The 16,193-nt window shown below is 61.0% G+C and carries 17 protein-coding genes; 6 read left to right on the top strand and 11 right to left on the bottom strand.

From position 1 onward, the window contains the following. Nucleotides 1–2: 2 nt before the first annotated feature. Nucleotides 3–1,403, top strand: coding sequence for a GH32 C-terminal domain-containing protein (locus tag CAQU_RS04635; protein WP_075725646.1), 1,401 nt, complete (start codon nucleotides 3–5; stop codon nucleotides 1,401–1,403). A gap of 76 nt (nucleotides 1,404–1,479) precedes the next feature. Here CAQU_RS04635 and CAQU_RS04630 read toward each other — a convergent pair whose 3' ends face one another. From CAQU_RS04630 to dapE, 5 genes are all read right to left on the bottom strand, one after another. Beyond that, nucleotides 1,480–2,358, bottom strand: a complete 879-nt coding sequence (locus CAQU_RS04630; RefSeq protein ID WP_075728384.1) for a methyltransferase domain-containing protein — start codon at nucleotides 2,356–2,358, stop codon at nucleotides 1,480–1,482. A 251-nt stretch (nucleotides 2,359–2,609) separates the two neighbouring features. Beyond that, complete coding sequence (locus CAQU_RS04625) at nucleotides 2,610–2,777, bottom strand: DUF3117 domain-containing protein (protein WP_075725644.1); 168 nt, start codon at nucleotides 2,775–2,777, stop codon at nucleotides 2,610–2,612. 254 nt (nucleotides 2,778–3,031) lie between these two features. Further along, a complete protein-coding gene (locus tag CAQU_RS04620) occupies nucleotides 3,032–3,457 on the bottom strand; it encodes a hypothetical protein (protein ID WP_075725642.1) in 426 nt (141 codons plus the stop codon). A 6-nt stretch (nucleotides 3,458–3,463) separates the two neighbouring features. Beyond that, nucleotides 3,464–4,243: an LOG family protein gene (locus CAQU_RS04615; RefSeq protein WP_075725640.1), complete on the bottom strand. Its 780-nt coding sequence runs from the start codon at nucleotides 4,241–4,243 to the stop codon at nucleotides 3,464–3,466. 75 nt (nucleotides 4,244–4,318) lie between these two features. Continuing rightward, nucleotides 4,319–5,446 carry a succinyl-diaminopimelate desuccinylase gene (gene dapE / locus CAQU_RS04610; RefSeq protein WP_075725638.1) on the bottom strand — a complete coding sequence of 376 codons (1,128 nt, stop codon included), beginning with the start codon at nucleotides 5,444–5,446 and terminating at the stop codon, nucleotides 4,319–4,321. Between the two features lie 181 nt (nucleotides 5,447–5,627). On the opposite strand from dapE, the gene CAQU_RS04605 reads away from it, so the two are divergent. From CAQU_RS04605 to CAQU_RS04585, 5 genes are all read left to right on the top strand, one after another. Further along, the gene (locus CAQU_RS04605) at nucleotides 5,628–6,557 is read left to right on the top strand and encodes a DapH/DapD/GlmU-related protein (protein ID WP_075725636.1); all 930 of its coding nucleotides are present in this window, start codon (nucleotides 5,628–5,630) and stop codon (nucleotides 6,555–6,557) included. Nucleotides 6,558–6,764: 207 nt separating this feature from the next. Beyond that, nucleotides 6,765–8,156: an amino acid permease gene (locus CAQU_RS04600; protein ID WP_075725634.1), complete on the top strand. Its 1,392-nt coding sequence runs from the start codon at nucleotides 6,765–6,767 to the stop codon at nucleotides 8,154–8,156. A 167-nt stretch (nucleotides 8,157–8,323) separates the two neighbouring features. Then, nucleotides 8,324–9,292: a 2,3,4,5-tetrahydropyridine-2,6-dicarboxylate N-succinyltransferase gene (gene dapD / locus CAQU_RS04595; RefSeq protein ID WP_075725632.1), complete on the top strand. Its 969-nt coding sequence runs from the start codon at nucleotides 8,324–8,326 to the stop codon at nucleotides 9,290–9,292. A gap of 161 nt (nucleotides 9,293–9,453) precedes the next feature. After that, entirely contained in the window at nucleotides 9,454–9,681 is a 228-nt protein-coding gene (locus CAQU_RS04590; RefSeq protein WP_245797296.1) for a helix-turn-helix transcriptional regulator, read from the top strand. A gap of 26 nt (nucleotides 9,682–9,707) precedes the next feature. Then, nucleotides 9,708–10,223, top strand: a complete 516-nt coding sequence (locus tag CAQU_RS04585) for a hypothetical protein (protein WP_075725628.1) — start codon at nucleotides 9,708–9,710, stop codon at nucleotides 10,221–10,223. A 79-nt stretch (nucleotides 10,224–10,302) separates the two neighbouring features. Here the strand turns inward: CAQU_RS04585 and CAQU_RS04580 are convergent, their stop codons facing one another. The 6 genes from CAQU_RS04580 to CAQU_RS04555 form a co-directional block, all read right to left on the bottom strand. Continuing rightward, nucleotides 10,303–10,893, bottom strand: a complete 591-nt coding sequence (locus tag CAQU_RS04580; RefSeq protein WP_075725627.1) for a GtrA family protein — start codon at nucleotides 10,891–10,893, stop codon at nucleotides 10,303–10,305. Between the two features lie 75 nt (nucleotides 10,894–10,968). Further along, nucleotides 10,969–12,084, bottom strand: coding sequence for a succinyldiaminopimelate transaminase (gene dapC, locus CAQU_RS04575; protein WP_075725625.1), 1,116 nt, complete (start codon nucleotides 12,082–12,084; stop codon nucleotides 10,969–10,971). 293 nt (nucleotides 12,085–12,377) lie between these two features. Next, the gene (fdxA, locus tag CAQU_RS04570; protein WP_075725623.1) at nucleotides 12,378–12,701 is read right to left on the bottom strand and encodes a ferredoxin; all 324 of its coding nucleotides are present in this window, start codon (nucleotides 12,699–12,701) and stop codon (nucleotides 12,378–12,380) included. Next, on the bottom strand, nucleotides 12,698–13,078 hold the full coding sequence (locus CAQU_RS04565) for a hypothetical protein (RefSeq protein WP_075728382.1): 381 nt from the start codon (nucleotides 13,076–13,078) through the stop codon (nucleotides 12,698–12,700). Before CAQU_RS04565 ends, fdxA begins: the two co-directional genes overlap by 4 nt. Nucleotides 13,079–13,214: 136 nt before the next feature. Further along, entirely contained in the window at nucleotides 13,215–14,099 is an 885-nt protein-coding gene (mshB, locus tag CAQU_RS04560; RefSeq protein ID WP_075725621.1) for an N-acetyl-1-D-myo-inositol-2-amino-2-deoxy-alpha-D-glucopyranoside deacetylase, read from the bottom strand. 85 nt (nucleotides 14,100–14,184) lie between these two features. Beyond that, nucleotides 14,185–16,089, bottom strand: a complete 1,905-nt coding sequence (locus CAQU_RS04555) for an ABC transporter family substrate-binding protein (RefSeq protein ID WP_075725619.1) — start codon at nucleotides 16,087–16,089, stop codon at nucleotides 14,185–14,187. Between the last annotated feature and the right edge of the window lie 104 nt (nucleotides 16,090–16,193).

Here is a 16,193-nt window from a genome sequence, read left to right as displayed (position 1 = left end):
CCATGGTTTATCGCCCCCAACGCCCCGAACTGCACATCACAGCCGAGACAGGTGTCCTCAACGCGCCAGCCGGCGCCATCGTTGCCGGCGACACCTGGCACATCTTCCACCAATACCGGCCCACCCCCGACAGCCCCTCCCGCTGGGCACACCAAGTCAGCTTCGGGCACGCCTACGACTGGGACGTCTGCACCGACGTCATCGCCAGCTCATCGCTGGACAACGCCACCGAAGACACCAACATCTGGGCCGGATCAGCAGTCCCCCACGCTGCGGGTGCCGCTCTCTACTTCACCAGCGCCACCCCCACCACCACCGCGCTGACCCGGGCAATTATTGAGGACCTCTCAGACACCGTCGAACACCTCGACGATGACATCTTCGCCGTCGACGACACCGTCCACATCCAAGGCCCCATCATCGACGACATCCCCGGCTACTCCCGGCTGCGCTCCCCTTGCGTACTGCCGGCAATCGACGGGCAGTGGCGCATGCTCTTGTGCGCCGACGACGACCATGGCGCCTCCCGCATGCTGCTCGCCTCCTCCGCCGACGGCCAACGCTTCACCTGCGACGGCGCCATCGACTTTGTCGGCGACACCGGGATCGCAAAAGGCACCCGCCTGGTCAGCCCGCGCCTGATTCGCCTGCGCGACGAAGTCACAGAACAACTCTGCGACATCTTCATCACCACCGTCGAAGAAGGCAACCGGGATCACACCGGCTACCTCGTGGGAAACCTCGAAGGCACCACCTTCACCGTCACCCATGGCTTCCGCCCCATCGACTATGGCCACGACTTCACCCGGCCCCGCAACACCAACGTCATCGGCGACGAAACCTTCGACACCGCCACCATCTTCGGCCTACTCAACGGGGCCGGGCGCTTCGACGACGGCAGCGCGCACGCCACCCTCGACACCGAGGGCTGGGCCAACTGCCTGTCCCTACCCCGCCAAGCAACACTGCAGGACGGCACCCTCTACCAAACCCCCACCCCGGGCTTAAGGGCCGCCATCACCACCAGCGCCAGGGCCGCCGCATGGACCGGGCTGATCGACACCAGCACCGGCAGTGTCACCGTCACCGTTGCCGATGACACCGGAAAAGTTGCCGCCACTGTCACCCACGCTGGAGACACCCTCACCCTGGAGCGTGGCGCAACAGTCGAAGGCAACGACAACGCGCCGGCCGTCGCTCCCCTGATTGCCGCGGACTCCGATACCCTCACCGTCATCGTCGACGGCTGCACCATCGAAGTATTCGCCGACGGCGGTGTGGTGGCCATGGCCAGCCGCATCGATTTCTCCGGCGAACCAGTCATCACAGCCAGCACCACCGGGGGCGCAAAGATTCTGCACAGCGACATCATTTCCGCCCAAACACCACTGCGAAATCTCTAGCCCACACCGGCAGCTAAAAAAACACGGGTGGCGCCCCCACAATTGTGAGGGCGCCACCCGTGAATGGTTTTGGTGCCTAGTTTTCCTCGGAGCGGGCAGCAAACCGCAAAATCGCGGCCCGCGCAGTAACCGTCATGTGATCCGGAAGCGCAGCAATGCGACGACCCAAAACATCAGGGTGGATATGCCGCGCCGAGGGGCTCATCCCGATCTGGGCGGCAATGGACTGCTGATCCAGGGTCATCGGGAATTCGATGATTTCCGGCTCCGCAATCGGGGTGAGGTGGCTGGAGGCCTGATCGATCAGGCGTTCCAGTTTGCCTTCCTCCACGTCGGTAATGCCGAGCGGCTCACGCAACTCCAACAGGTGCCCCGGCACGTCGGTCAGAACGACGACCTGGCCTCCTGGCTTAAGGACGCGGGCAAACTCCGAGGCATTACGGGGAGCGAACGCCACCGCAATAACATCGACGCTGTTGTCCTTCAGCGGCAGCTGCGCCCACGCATCAGCAACAACCGCACCCACCCGCGGGTGGCAGTGCGCAAGGATTGACGCTGCCGGCAGCGACACATCGATACCCACACCGGTGGAACCGGGAATGGAGTCCAGGCTGTGGGATAGGTAGTAGCCGGTGCCGGCGCCCACCTCAAGCAGTACGGGCGAGGCGTCGTCATCAACGCCAGCATCGTCCAGAGCGTCGTGGACGGCAGCGGTGACCGCTTCGACGAAGGTGGCGTAGTGGCCGCGGGACAAAAACGCCTCGCGGGCAGAGATCATCTCCGCATCGTCGCCCTGGTAGCGCAAACCTTCGGCGCCGGCGATGGTGACGTAGCCCGATTCGTTGATCGGAAAGCTGCGGCCGTCGGCGGCAACGAGGGACAAGCCATCATCGGCCATGGAAAGCGGTTGAAAATCGCCAGGGGTCGCCAGCACATCAACGATATCGGTCAGCACGACTTTCACACTCTCCCATAAAAGACAAGGGTTTTTTCTCTCCCCGCTGGGGCGGTGTCGCTTGTGGCGCACCGCTGACGCGAGCGGTGACTTTTTCACGGCCGCGTGCGGGGTGGACACTATCCTACAAAACTCCCGACGGAGGCGAACGCATGCGCCCCGCATAACCCCGCACCCCGGAGGCTGGAGTAGACGACACCCCCGGGCCCTGTGCGGGCGCCGGGGGTGTCGGACCGTGGGGTGCGGTGCAACTATTGGGAAGCTTCGACCAGAAGTGCGCCGAGTTCGGCGGCTTCTTCCTTGTTCATTTCGACGACCAGTCGTCCGCCACCGTCGGTGGGGATGCGCATGACGATCTTGCGTCCCTCTTCCGCTGCTTCCATAGGACCGTTACCGGTACGGGGTTTCATCGCTGCCATAGCAACCGACGCTCCTTCACTTCACAAATTTTTTTAAGATTTTTAGTCAAACACATAGAGCGAGATCGGTTCCGCGACGTCGAGCTCAGCGTTGGCCTGGGCGGTGTGCTGCGAGCTTGTGCTGTGAGCTTTCTGTACGTTGTCGATCTTTCAAGAAAATACGTGCACGTAACGGCATCGAGTTTACCCCTACTTGCGCAGTGCGCGTAGGGGTTTACGGGTGTGACCTGCGCCTTGTCTTTCACCCTGTGGGTTTAGTTCTCGCTGGGGCGGTCGGTTTCTTCCATGACGGTGAAGTCAACGGGCTTGACCTCATCGTCGCTGCCCCAGGGCGTGCTCGCCGGTGGGGTCTGCGACCGGGCGGGCATTGCGGGGACTGCGGGGGTGGATTCGACGGCTGAAGCTGAGGTGGCATGCGCCGCGAGTTGTGCGCGTAGTCCTTGAATGACGGCGTCGACCTGCGCGGTGTCGTAGCCACGGGTGGTGATGTCGAAGCTGAGTCCGTCGTAGTTGGCGGTGGCAAGCGCTTCGGCGTTGTCTTGGATGCGTTGCGCCGAGGTATGGCGGGTGTCCTCATAGGGGGCGACCTCGCCGGCGCTGAGGCGTTGAACGAATCCGATCAGCACGAAGGTGATGGCGAAGGCAACGAGGACGATGATGATGCCGAGGATGATGGCCATGGGTTATCAGTCCTGGTCTGTGTGGTTAGCGGCGTCGCGCATTTGGCTGTGGACTTTTTGGATGTGGGCGACGGCTTCGTCAACGGAGTCGGTCACGATGAACAGGTCGAGGTCTTTGTCGGAGATCATGCCTTCGGCGAGGAGCCGTTGCGTGATCCAGTCAATCAGCCCGCCCCAGAATTCGGTGCCGATAAGTACCACTGGGTAGTTGGTGATTTTTTGGGTTTGGACCATGCACAGCGCTTCGAAGAGTTCATCCAGGGTTCCGAAGCCTCCGGGCAGACAGACGAAGGCCTGGGAGTATTTCAGGAACATGGTTTTGCGGACGAAGAAGTAGCGGAAGTTTAAGCCCAGTTGGACGTAGTCGTTGAGGTGTTGCTCGTGCGGCAGCTCGATGCCCAGGCCGACGGATAGTCCGCCGTTTTCCATGGCGCCCCGGTTGGGGGCTTCCATCAAGCCAGGGCCGCCGCCGGTAATGACGACGTAGTCGGCGGCGGAGAGCTTTTCGCCGAGTTCACGACCCAGCGCGTAATAGGGGTGGTCCTGTTTGATGCGGGCGGAACCGAAAACGGTGACTGCGCTGGGCAGTTCGGCAAGGGCGCCGAAACCATTGACAAATTCGGATTGGATACGCAGCACACGCCAGGGGTCGGAGTGCAGCCAGTCGGTGGAGCATTGCTCGTCGAGGAGGCGTTGGTCGGTGGTGGATTCCTGTTTGCCGCCGTTGCGGTGCATGACGGGGCCGCGGAGCCACATTTTGACGTTGTCTGGGCGGGAATTATCCATGGTGTTGTTTTCCTTGTGCGCAAAAAGACGGGCCAGGGGCGAGGATACCGCCGATGGCCCAAGGTGGGGTGGCCGCTACTGGGCGCTGAGGTAGCTCATCAGGGTGCGGGAGACGTCGCTGATCATTGCGGTCGGGCAGTGTTCGTCTTTTTTGTGGCACAGGGCGGGGTCGCCGGGGCCGAAGTTGACGGCGGGGATGCCGAGGTCGGCGAATCGGGAAACGTCGGTCCAGCCGTATTTTGCGCGGAAGTTTCCGCCGGTGGCGGCGACGAGTTCTGCGGCGGCGGGTTGTGCCAACCCGGGTAGTGCCCCGGAGACCGCGTCGTCGACGTCGAGCGTGTAGCGCTCGTCGAGGTCGAGGACGTTTTCAAGGTGCTGCATGGCTTCGTCGAGGGTTTTGTTTGGTGCGAAGCGGTAGTTGACGAACATCCAGGCTTCGTCGGGGATGGTGTTGGTGGCGACGAAGGATTCACATTTGACGATGTTGAGCCCCTCGCGGTACTCGCAGCCGTCGATGGTGATGCGTTCGGGCTGGTAGGCGGCAACGCGGGCGATGACGGGCGAAAGTACGTGCATGGCGTTGGTGCCCATCCAGGCGCGAGCGGAATGCGCCCGCACGCCGTGGGCGGTGACTTTTACTCGAATGGTGCCTTGGCAGCCGGCCTCGATGACCGCGCCGGAGGGTTCGCCGAGAATGGCGACGTCGCCGCGCAACCATTCGGAATGTTCGGCTGCGATGTGGCCGAGGCCGTTGTAGCGGGCGGCAACTTCTTCGCCTTCGTACATGATGAGGGTGATGTCGCGTTCCAGCGTGCCTGTGGTGGACAGCTGGGCCAGGGCGTTGAGGAACACGGCGTCGCCGCTTTTCATATCGACGGTGCCACACCCGAAGATGACATCTTCGCCGTCCACGGTGTCGTCGTGAGATGGCACATTGTCGGCGATGGGCACAGTATCGATGTGACCGGCAAGAATCACGCGGGTGGGTTTGCCGAGATTGGTACGGGCCATGACGTTGTTGTTGAAACGAACAACCTCAATGCCGGGGCACTGTTGGCGCAGTGCATCTTCGATGGCGTCTGCGATGGCCTCCTCGTGGTGGGAGGGGCTTTCGATATCGACCAGCTGCCGGGTGAGTTCTACTGGGTCGGCCAGCAGGTCGAGCTGGTTTGGGGTGGTCGAAGTGGAGTCTGTGCGGTTCATAATTCTTCCAAGCCTAATGCCCTCGGTTTAGCGATGTGGTGATCAATGCGATGCGCACGCTTTAGTGTTTGGGCATACCACGGACTGTTGTCGCCCTTGGTGGCTTGCTTTTGCCTGCTTAGTCTGGCGCGGGATGGTGGTGGCGTGATTCTGCTGGGCTGCTCGTAATAGACTGGCTTATATGTTGAATCAGGGTGCTAGTGCTATCGGAATCGCCAATATCGCTATGGATGGGACGGTGTTGGATACGTGGTTCCCGCACCCCACGTTGACGGAGCCGGGGGAGGTTTCTGGATCCCGCACGGTGCGCCTTGGGGCACAGCACTTGTCGCCGAAGATGTTGTCTTTGGTCAAGCTTGATGAGGACCGCATGGTCGAGCAGATTGCGGTGCGCACCGATATTGAGTCTTTGGCGCTGCCTCCGGTGGATGCTCACGATGTGTATTTGCGCCTGCATTTGCTGTCGCATCGTTTGGCGCAGCCGCTGCAGATCAACATGGAGGGCGCTTTAGATCTCCTGGAGACTGTGGTGTGGACGAACAAGGGCCCGTGTCTGCCGGATAATTTTGAGTCGGTGCGCACTTCCCTGCGTTCCCGGGGTTTGATTCACGTGTATGCGGTTGATCGCCTTCCCCGCATGGTGGATTATGTGGTGCCTTCTGGGGTGCGGATTGCGGAGGCTGAGCGGGTGCGCTTGGGCGCGTATTTGGCTCCCGGCACCCGGGTGTTGCGTGAAGGCTTTGTGTCGTTGAATTCGGGTTCTTTGGGGCCAGCCAAGATTGAGGGGCGTCTTTCCTTCGGTGTGGTCTTGGGTGAAGGAACCAAGGTGGGTTTGTCGGCGACGGTGATGACCCGTGCCGATGAGAACAACAATCGGCCGTCGTTGATGGTGGGTCGTAATTGCACTTTTGGGGTGAGCTCCGGGGTGATTGATCTTCCTTTGGGCGATAACTGCCATGTTGATAACAATGTGATTGTGGAGCCGGATACCATGCTGTATTTCCCGGACACGATGACCTTGGCGCCTGCCCAGTCGATTGCGGGCCAGTCTGATTGGCAACTGGTGATGGAGCCAGGTCGCGCGGAAGTGGTGGCGCGCCGCGCGGTGTAGGTTTTTTGGGCGGTTGTCTGCTGGCCAGTGGGGGCCGTCGTCGCGTGGGGTAGGGGTATTCGCATTGTGTGGATACCCCCTTATGCGTGCTGGATTTCAGCACCGATGCTGAACACTATGTATTTTCTCCCCCCGCGGGGGTGGTTTCTCCAAGGGAATTGCCAGGGATAATTCACCTGGCGCGCAGGTTGCGGTTAGTCTTTGTGCATGACCAACACCAAAACTCCCAACACTGAGCTGGGCACTGGCCTGAAAACTCGTCACCTGACGATGATGGGCTTGGGCTCGGCGATCGGTGCCGGCTTGTTCCTCGGCACTGGCGTCGGTATTCAAATTGCCGGCCCCGCAGTCCTTTTGGCGTACATTTTCGCGGGCGCCATCGTCGTCTTTGTGATGCAGATGCTCGGCGAGATGGCTGCGGTACGTCCCGCATCGGGTTCTTTTTCCACCTATGGTGAGATGGCCTTTGGCCACTGGGCGGGCTTCATGCTCGGCTGGATGTACTGGTTCATGCTCACCATGGTGATGGGTGCCGAGATGACGGGCGCTTCCGCCATCATGGGCCACTGGTTCGGTATTGAGCCGTGGATTCCCGCGCTGGTGTGCGTGATTTTGTTCTCCATCATCAACCTGGCCGCCGTGGGCGGTTTTGGCGAGTTCGAGTTCTGGTTCGCTTTTATCAAGATCGCGGTGATTGCGTTCTTCCTGATCATCGGCGTGCTGCTGATTTTCGGTCTGCTTCCGGGCTCTGAGCCGGTGGGCTTGAGCAATTTCATTGGCGATCATGGTTTCATGCCCAATGGCATTGCTGGTGTTGCCGGCGGTTTGCTGGCTGTTGCTTTCGCCTTTGGTGGCATTGAGATTGTCACGATTGCTGCCGCGGAGTCTGATAAGCCGGCAGAGTCCGTTAAGACCGCTATTCGCTCCACTATTTGGCGTATTTCTTTGTTCTACTTGGGCGCGGTGCTGGTGATTTGTTTCCTGCTGCCCTACGACATGATTGGGGCTGCGGATTCCGCGGCGGATTCCCCGTTCACCATCATTTTGGGCATGGCTCATATTCCGGGCGTGGTTGGTTTCATGGAGGCTGTGATTGTGCTCAGCTTGCTCAGTGCTTTCAACGCCCAGATTTATGGCACCTCGCGTTTCGTGTATTCGCTGGCTAAGCGTGGTAACGCCCCGGCTGTGTTTGCTCGTACCAAGGGTGATGGTGTGCCGACGAATGCTGTGTTGTTGTCGGTGTTTTTCGCTTTTGCTTCGGTGGCGTTGCAGTTCTCGGACCAAAAGGAGCTGATCGGCATTTTGTTTAACGCTGTCGGTGGCTGCCTGGTGGTTATTTGGTTCATGATTACTCTGGCGGAGATTCGGTTGCGTCCGCAGCTGGAGGCTGAGTGCAATGGTCAGATGCCGGTAAAGATGTGGGGCTACCCTGTTTTGCCGTGGTTGACGGTGCTCATGCTGACCGGCTTGACTGTGTTGATGCTTTTCGATGAGGCTTCGCGCAACCAGATTGTGGCTGTGATTGTTTTGGCCGTGGTGCTGGCTGCGTTGAGCTTTTTGTCCCCGGGCCGTAAGCACAAGGACACGGTTGTGGCTTAACAGCTTTGCCGCGGGCAAGCTTGTGTAGCTGATTTCGCTGGCGCTAGTCGTCGTGGTTTTCCACGGCCGCTAGCGCCAGCTGCGTGTGTGCGGGCTGTGTTGGGCGGTGAGGTGTTTTCGGTGGGCACGGTGCGGGCGTGGGGTGGGGGTCAGGTAGCATTGCCGTCATGACTTCTGCATACGCTATTGGCCTTGCCACTTTGACCGCTGACGATACTGTTCTGGATTGCTGGTTCCCGGAGCCCAAGCTGGGTGATGCGTCCACCACTGGCACGTCTTTCATCGACGATGCTCCCGCCGAGCTTGCTGCGTTGGCTGTTGCCGATGAGGACCGCGGTACTCGTCGTGTCGCTATCCGCACTGAGATCGAGGATCTGTCCGCTGCGCCGAAGGATGCTTTCGACGCGTACCTGCGCCTGCATTTGCTGTCGCACCGTTTGGTGCGCCCGCACGGCCAGAATCTGGATGGCGTGTTTGGTTTGCTGACTAACGTGGTGTGGACCAACTTTGGCCCGTGCGCTGTCGATGGTTTTGAGATGACTCGTGCCCGCTTGCAGAAGCGCGGCCAGGTCACCGTCTACTCTGTCGACAAGTTCCCCCGCATGATCGACTATGTGATGCCGACTGGCGTTCGTATTGGTGATGCTGACCGTGTCCGTCTCGGCGCCCACTTGGCTCCGGGTACCACTGTCATGCACGAGGGTTTTGTAAACTTCAACGCCGGCACCTTGGGTAATTCCATGGTTGAGGGCCGCATCAGCGCTGGTGTTGTTGTTGACGACGGCTCCGATGTCGGTGGTGGCGCCTCCATCATGGGCACCTTGTCCGGTGGTGGCAAGGAAGTGATTTCTGTCGGTAAGCGCTGCTTGCTGGGCGCAAACGCTGGTTGTGGTATCTCCCTGGGCGATGATTGCGTGGTGGAGGCTGGCCTGTATGTGACCGCCGGTTCCAAGGTTTTGGTGCGTGGCAAGGTGGCTGAGGCCTTGAGCCTGCAGGATGGCGATGCGGTGAAGGCATCCGAGCTGTCCGGCGCATCCAACATTCTCTACCGCCGTAATTCTGTTTCGGGCGCTATTGAGGCTGTTGCGTGGACTTCTGCTGCGGTTGCTCTCAACGAGGCGTTGCACGCTAACTAAAACTTCTTTTTGAGGTTTTTTCACCCCGCCTGGTGGCGGGGTGATTTTTTATGCCTGACGTGGCTTTTTGTGGTGGGTGGTTGGATTCTTTTGGGATAAGCATCAGCGACAATTCTCCTAAAACCCTTGCCATAATGTTAAAGCTTCTTTACATTATGGGTATGGCAGCAAACATCGTTCGCAAGATGCGTCGGTGGCGCGAATTGACACAAGCAGAGCTTGCCGAGGCCTGTGGCGTGACCCGCCAAACGATCGCCAACATCGAAAAAGGCGACTACGCCCCGTCCGTCATCCTCGCCTTAGACATCGCAGCCGCCCTGGGATGCACCGTCGAGGAACTCTTCCGCCCCGCCGACGACACCTCCCCCACCCCACCACAGAGTGCATAGCGCACCACCTGATGAAAGGACAGATAATGAAATACCCCTTCGTCGCCACGATGCGCACCATGGAAGATCTCTACTCGGACGAGTTCGAGCGCCAGGTCTTTCACGAATCCAACTCCTACGCATGGGTGCTGGGACAAATCTTTGTCACCGGTTCCTGCGCCGCAGTATCCTGGCTGGCTCCTGCCGGCTACTGGTGGCTGGGGCTATTCCCCTTCATCGCTTTGATGCTGGTCGGCACGATCAGTGGCGATTGGATGCGCCAGCGGATCCCCTCCCCTGAAATGTCCTCCAGCTACTACAAGAGCATCCGCGGATACCTCACCGTCTTCGTGGCTCTCGCCGTCCTCATGGTCGCCCCCATCGCGGTCAAGGGGCTTTCCCCGCAGCTAATCACCGATCCGGAAGACACGATGAGCGTGATGACCGGCGTTGTCGTCGGCGGCCTTGTCGGCGGCATCATCGCCTACTTCTTCACCCGCTGGCTATCGTCCTTCCTGCGCCGCAAGGATCAGCAGCGCCTGGAGGAAAACACCGAGGACTAAAAATCCACACAAAAAGCTTCGCCGGGATCTTCAACATAGAAGATCCCGGCGAAGCTGCGTTATCAGGCGCTTGAGGTTGCTAGCGCGGGGGCTGATCCACCACAATCACCGCGGGGGCAACCTTGGAGCCACGGAAAGTCCACAGGCGATTGACGATGAAATTCACCGGCATCGCGACGACGATACTGATCAACGTGGCCCAGTAGAACATGTTGCGCACACCGGAGGAGTCGTCAAAGATGTCGGCCGGCAAATGCAGCGGCGAGGTCGGATTCATCAGCAAGGTGATCACGATCTGCGACAACAAGAAACTGCCAATACCGGTGGTGAGGAAGGGAAAGAATTCCCGCCACCAGCTCCTGCGATTGTCGGCTTTAAACGTCCACATCCGGTTGAGCTGATAGTTCCAGGTGTTGGCCACCAAAAACGCGATCGTCACGATCACGTGGTACCAGCGGACGTGGAACTGGCTGCCCAGGAGGTTAAAAAACGCGTCTTTGGGCACGATGCCGGCCGTCCACAAAATGATTTTGGTGACGATGATGGTGACCGCCATGTTCACCAGCACGCCGGAGCCACCAACGATACCGAACTTGAGAAACTGCAAAAGTCCGGCGCGGCGGTGGTGCGGAGTTGGCGCAGGCGCAACCTGCGAATTCTCGGTTGTCATTGCCGTGGAAAACCCCTTTGACGTCAAGCGAAGCGAATAGGTGCTCTACGGGGCGAAAACGCCCAGCCCAGCAGCCTAGGTGCTCGCCTGCGCGAGACGATCCGCGGCCGCCTGAATCCGCTCATCGCTGGCCGTCAAAGCGATACGCACATGCTTGGTGCCCTTCGGGCCATAAAACTCGCCCGGCGCGACCAGGATGCCCAAGGAAGCAAACCAGTCGACGGTCGCGCGGCTATCTTCACCGCGGGTGGCCCAAATGTAGAGTCCGGCGTCGGAGTAGTCGACGGTGAAGCCGGCGTCGATGACAGCCTTCATCAGGATTTCGCGGCGCTTGGCGTAGCGCAGGCGCTGCATGTCTTCCTGCATGTCGTCGTTGAGGGCTTCGACGGTGGCCGCTTGGATGGGGCCGGGCATCATCAGGCCGGCGTGCTTGCGGATTTCGAGGAGTTCCTTGATGAGTTTTTTATCTCCCGCGAAGTAGCCGGAGCGGTAGCTGGCCATATTGGAGGTCTTCGACAGGGAGTGGATGGCGATAAGCCCGGTGTGGTCACCGTCGCACACTTCCGGGTCGAGGATGGAGTATGCCTTGTCTTCGCCCCAGTTCAACCCGAGGTAGCACTCGTCGCTGGCCAGGATGGTGCCGCGTTCACGGGCCCATTGGACGACCTTGCGGAGGTGGTCTTTGCCGAGCACCTTGCCGGTGGGGTTGGACGGCGAGTTGATGAACATCAGGGTGGGTTTGGCCGGCCCAATTTGGGTCAGCGAGTCCGCGCGTTGGGGGGTGGCTCCGGACATGAGGACGGAGACTTCGTAGGTGGGGTAGGCCACCTCGGGGATGACGACGGTGTGGCCGGCGCCAATGCCCAGCAGGGTGGGCAGCCAGGCGATGGCTTCCTTGGTGCCGATCACGGGCAGCACGGAGTCGATGTCCAGGCCGGTCATGTTGTAGCGGCGGGCGAGCGCATCGACGATGGCTTGGCGCAGCTGCTGTGTGCCGACGGTTTGTGGGTAGCCGGGGGCAGCGGCGTTTTCGGACAGGGCGAGCTGGATGCTGGGGGCTACCTCGTCGACGGGGGTGCCGACGGACAGGTTGACGATGCCGTCCGGGTGGGCGGCTGCGGTGGCGGTGGCGGTGGCCAGTGAATCCCAGGGGAAGTCAGGCAGTCGGCTGCCCAGTGGTGTGCGTTCCATGTGCTCGTCTTTTCTGTCCCGAAGGCACCGCCAGGGGTGGTTGGCGGGGCGTTTCGTCGATTCGTGTGGGTGGGTGCTGGCCCGCTGTTGCGGGCGCGTGCACGTATCAGGTTGATTCTAGTCTTTCGCGATGCCACTTCCCCATCTTGGGTTTGTCCCGCGAGCTTCCGGGGGCTGTGGTGGGGGTTGTGCCAACACGAAAACCCGGTTCCTCTACCTGCCCTGGTGTGGGGTTGATGGTGGTGCGGGACCGGGTTGTGGTGCGTGCCCCAAACTCAAAGGGGCCGGGGTGTTTAGTCTTCTGCTTGCGGCGGAAGGTTTGCGATCAGCGGCGGATCGAAGTCTTGTGCGCCGAGTTTGGCGGCGCCACCGGGGGATCCGAGGTCATCGAAAAACGCTGCGTTTGCATCGTTGTAGTCGACCCACTCATCCGGAACATCGTCTTCGTAGAAGATGGCTTCGACCGGGCAGACCGGCTCGCAGGCACCGCAGTCCACGCACTCATCGGGGTGAATGTACAGGGAGCGCTTGCCTTCGTAGATGCAATCCACCGGGCATTCTTCGACGCATGCCTTGTCCATGACATCGACGCACGGCTGCGCGATTGTGTAGGTCATTGTTGGTTTTCCGTCTCCAGATTGTTTGTCATCGACACCACCAGCGGCCATCCACCGCCGGCCAGTCCGGCGAGAAGCAGACCAATGCTGCGCACGTCGGACGGAACTAAAGTATCTCCACTTAAGGCAGAAGAGAAAGTAAGGGCTAGGTATCCTAGCAACCACACCCACAGCGGAATGCCCGCTACCAGGCGATTGTTGGTCCACAGCAAGGCTGTTTTACTTAAGACCATGGTGAACAGGAAAGCGATCACGATGGTAAATGGGGCGACCACTGTGACCCCACCCGGCAGTGTCCACCAGGTGCCAAGATAGATGACTTCCAGCAGCACGCTGATCAGCGAGCCGATGCCCAGCCACACCATGGCGGTGGCGATTTCGCCGCGCGGGTAGCGGGGGCGTGATTGTGGCGCGCTGGCAGGTGCCGGCGGGTTTGGCTGCGGGTCAGGTTGCCCGGGGCGGGTGCTGGGGGCCGCTTTTGAGCGTTTTTTCTTCGTGCTCACGTCAAGCACCTTAAACGACGAGCCCGGCGGTCACATCATTGGCACCGTCCGGTAGCGGTTCACCGGCGCCGAGTTGGTAGTACTCGACCGGGGTCAGTGGCTGGGCGATCAGGTTTGATAGCGCCCACACGACAGGGGCTGCCTCTACATCTTCGACAATCGCCCGGGCACTTCCAGCTCCCAAGGGGTGGGGTCTGCCGTCGGCGATCCACACCTGGGTGGCGTGCGCCCGCATCGCCTGGATTTTCGCGTCAAAAACCTCCGGGCTTAAAGGGTGGGCCACATCCCAGGTATCGACGCAGGCGATCTCCCCCGGTGCGGTACGCCACCCAGCGGGCGCGGTGATGGCGGCGCTACCTGTGTGGATCATGGGCTTGGAGGTCACACACCACAGGATGCGCTGCGGGGTGTATTTGGCGGCGTGCACGATCTTGTGGGCTGCGATGTGATCGGGGTGGCCGTAGCCGCCATCGGGCCCGTAGGTGACGATGAGCTGCGGCTGGATTTCTTGCAAGATCTCATCGAGCGCATCAACGCTGGCGCTGCCGGCGTTAACGAAGGCCCGCAGGTCGGCATGCGCCGGGGAGCCTTCCATGCCGGAATCCCGAAAGCGGCCGGCACCACCAAGGAAACGATGCTGCACCCCGAGGATGCGCTGCGCCTCGGCAAGTTCCTGGATGCGGTACCCGCCCAGCTGGTCGGCGTGATCGACCGTCAGGTACTGCAGATCCGGGCCGATGGTCTCGCCTTCCTCCCCCAGGGTGCAGGTCACCACAGTGACCTGCGCGCCCCGGCGCGCTAAGTCGCAGAGCAATCCGCCAGTCCAGATCGCTTCGTCATCCGGGTGGGCGTGGACCGCGACTACTTTCAGTCCGGCTAATTCAGATGTCGTCATCTCGTGTGCTTTTCGATGTGTTTCGTGTTCAAGGGGGGAATGTGTTTTTAGGCTACGCGCCGAAGGTTTTTGTGGGCGCCGGTGATTAGGGTTTTGGTTGTTTCTCATCCGGCGTTGGTGCGGTGTTTCGGTTTGGGGTGTCTTGGGTTTTAGTCCAGCTGCCGGCGGACGCCAGCGGCCCGGCGGGTAGGAGCAGTGGCCATTGGGTGAGTTCTGGGGCGGGCCCGAGGATGGTGGATCCGACCAAGAAGAGGCGCTGTTGCTCCAGCAGGGGTACCGATAGGGCTTGTTTTCCGGATAGCTCGGCGAGGTGTTGTCGTCCCTGGGCGATATCGACCGTGCCGGCGAGCATTTGCGACACGAAGGCGTCGGTGTCTGGGTCGCACCAGCCACCTAGGGTGCGGCGGGTTGTTGTGGGGGTTTCCACATCCCCTTCCGGCAGCAAGGTGACTGCGGGGTCCGCGGATCCTGTGGGGGTTTGTGATGGTTGGGCGCCGGCCGGGGTGTCGAGGACGACCGGGCGGCCACCGGCACCATCCGCATGCGCGCGTGCGTCATCGACGGTGAAATGGTCGCATTGGAACTGTGATGCCAATATGACGGGGTTAGTGCCTGCGCGGTGCCAGCTGACCACCGCGTCGATGGTGCCGGTGCTGACTCCGGCGGAAATGGCCGCCGGGGATGTGAGCAGCGGCTGTGCTTGCACGCCGGCTGCTTGCAGTACGTCCGCGATCGTCAGTGCTGCGGCTACGGCTACGTCGTCGGATGCGTCGGCTGCCACCACCAACTGCCGGTTCGTCGTGGCGTTTTTTAAGTTCTCTACCGACTGGGCTGCCGGGTCGGCGTTAGGGGCAGTGGGGTTCTCCCCTGCCTGTTCTGTGGGGGTTTGGTCTTGTTCCGTCTGCGGTGGAGGTGTTGGTAGTCCCGGCCAGGGTTGCGCCGGTGTGAGGTCGCTGGTGCGCCCGGATGCCAAGCGCGCCACGGTTGGGATATCAATCAGGCTGGCCACGGCGCGTCGGAGGTCTACCGAGGACAACAGCGGGGAGGTGACTGAGAAATCGAGGTCTAGGCGTGCCGGGTGCTGGTAGTCGATGACCTGGGTGCCGGGTACTAGGGAGTAGCTTTCTTTGGAGGTTTGATCCGGGGTGAGATCCGCGGCGGCCAGTTGGCCACTGCGCAGCATTTCGGAGCCTTCTGCGGTGGAGCGAATCGTCTTGAAGGTCAGTAGTTCAATTTTGGCGGGGTTTGGCCCCCAGTAGCGGTCGTTGCGGGCCAGGGTGACCAGTCCGCGGGCCCGGTCTACGCCTTTGACCATGTAGAGGTTGCCGCTGGCGGGAATTGTGTCGCCGAGAACCTGGTCGAAGGGCACGTCGAGGACTCGCACCAGGTGGCTGGGCAGGATGTTACTGAACAGTGGGGTCCAGTCTTTGATGGGGGTGTCGAAGTCCACATCGACGGTTTTGCCGCCGTTGGAGGTGCGGATGTTGCTGATCGCGCGGTAGCCGGCGGAGTCTTCGACTCCCGGCTGGTTGGCTAGCTGTTGGGCCAGGTAGGCGAAATCGGTGCCGGTGATTGGGGTGCCGTCGCTCCATTGGGCGGCGGGGTTGATGATGTAGCGCACCGTCATCGCCGCCCCGGCGGCCGCGGGCACCTCTGTTGCGCCGTTGAGGAGGTCTTTGTTGAGTACCCCGTCGACGAATGCGCTGGGGAGAACCAGCCGGGCGAGTGCTTGGGTAAACGCGTCGTCGTCGGCTATGAGGTGCGGGTTGAAGCCGTTGCGCAGGCTGTCGATGCCGATGGTGATGCTGCGCTGTTGGTTGACGTGTTGCACCTGCGGTGGTGGTGGCGCGGCGTGGGCGCCGGGGTCGACCACTGGTGGCGGGCCGGGGCGGGCGGCGCACGCAGCCACAGATAGGCTCAGCCCCACGGACACGACAGCAGCGAAGGTTCGGCGACTTCTCACGCGACGGGTGGGGCGTTGGGGTTTCATTTGTCTATTCTTACCAAAATTTGCTGTGCACACGGCCGATGCGCGCCCAAAAAGCAGCACCCCGGCCGGCACTGTCACCTGGGTTGTCGGTGTCAGTGCGGGGC

The organism is Corynebacterium aquilae DSM 44791, assembly GCF_001941445.1.
Classification (GTDB): Bacteria; Actinomycetota; Actinomycetes; order Mycobacteriales; family Mycobacteriaceae; genus Corynebacterium; species Corynebacterium aquilae.
The sequence above is the reverse complement of the archived record's forward strand: the minus strand, read 5'-3'. Positions and strand labels throughout refer to the sequence as shown.

Coding starts and splice junctions, on each gene's coding strand:
- CAQU_RS04635 (WP_075725646.1), top strand. CDS start 3: ATGGTTTATCGCCCCCAACGCCCCGAACTGCACATCACAGCCGAGACA.
- CAQU_RS04625 (WP_075725644.1), bottom strand. CDS start 2,777: ATGGCAGCGATGAAACCCCGTACCGGTAACGGTCCTATGGAAGCAGCG.
- CAQU_RS04620 (WP_075725642.1), bottom strand. CDS start 3,457: ATGGCCATCATCCTCGGCATCATCATCGTCCTCGTTGCCTTCGCCATC.
- CAQU_RS04615 (WP_075725640.1), bottom strand. CDS start 4,243: ATGGATAATTCCCGCCCAGACAACGTCAAAATGTGGCTCCGCGGCCCC.
- dapE (WP_075725638.1), bottom strand. CDS start 5,446: ATGAACCGCACAGACTCCACTTCGACCACCCCAAACCAGCTCGACCTG.
- CAQU_RS04605 (WP_075725636.1), top strand. CDS start 5,628: ATGTTGAATCAGGGTGCTAGTGCTATCGGAATCGCCAATATCGCTATG.
- CAQU_RS04600 (WP_075725634.1), top strand. CDS start 6,765: ATGACCAACACCAAAACTCCCAACACTGAGCTGGGCACTGGCCTGAAA.
- dapD (WP_075725632.1), top strand. CDS start 8,324: ATGACTTCTGCATACGCTATTGGCCTTGCCACTTTGACCGCTGACGAT.
- CAQU_RS04590 (WP_245797296.1), top strand. CDS start 9,454: ATGGCAGCAAACATCGTTCGCAAGATGCGTCGGTGGCGCGAATTGACA.
- CAQU_RS04585 (WP_075725628.1), top strand. CDS start 9,708: ATGAAATACCCCTTCGTCGCCACGATGCGCACCATGGAAGATCTCTAC.
- CAQU_RS04580 (WP_075725627.1), bottom strand. CDS start 10,893: ATGACAACCGAGAATTCGCAGGTTGCGCCTGCGCCAACTCCGCACCAC.
- dapC (WP_075725625.1), bottom strand. CDS start 12,084: ATGGAACGCACACCACTGGGCAGCCGACTGCCTGACTTCCCCTGGGAT.
- fdxA (WP_075725623.1), bottom strand. CDS start 12,701: ATGACCTACACAATCGCGCAGCCGTGCGTCGATGTCATGGACAAGGCA.
- mshB (WP_075725621.1), bottom strand. CDS start 14,099: ATGACGACATCTGAATTAGCCGGACTGAAAGTAGTCGCGGTCCACGCC.
- CAQU_RS04555 (WP_075725619.1), bottom strand. CDS start 16,089: ATGAAACCCCAACGCCCCACCCGTCGCGTGAGAAGTCGCCGAACCTTC.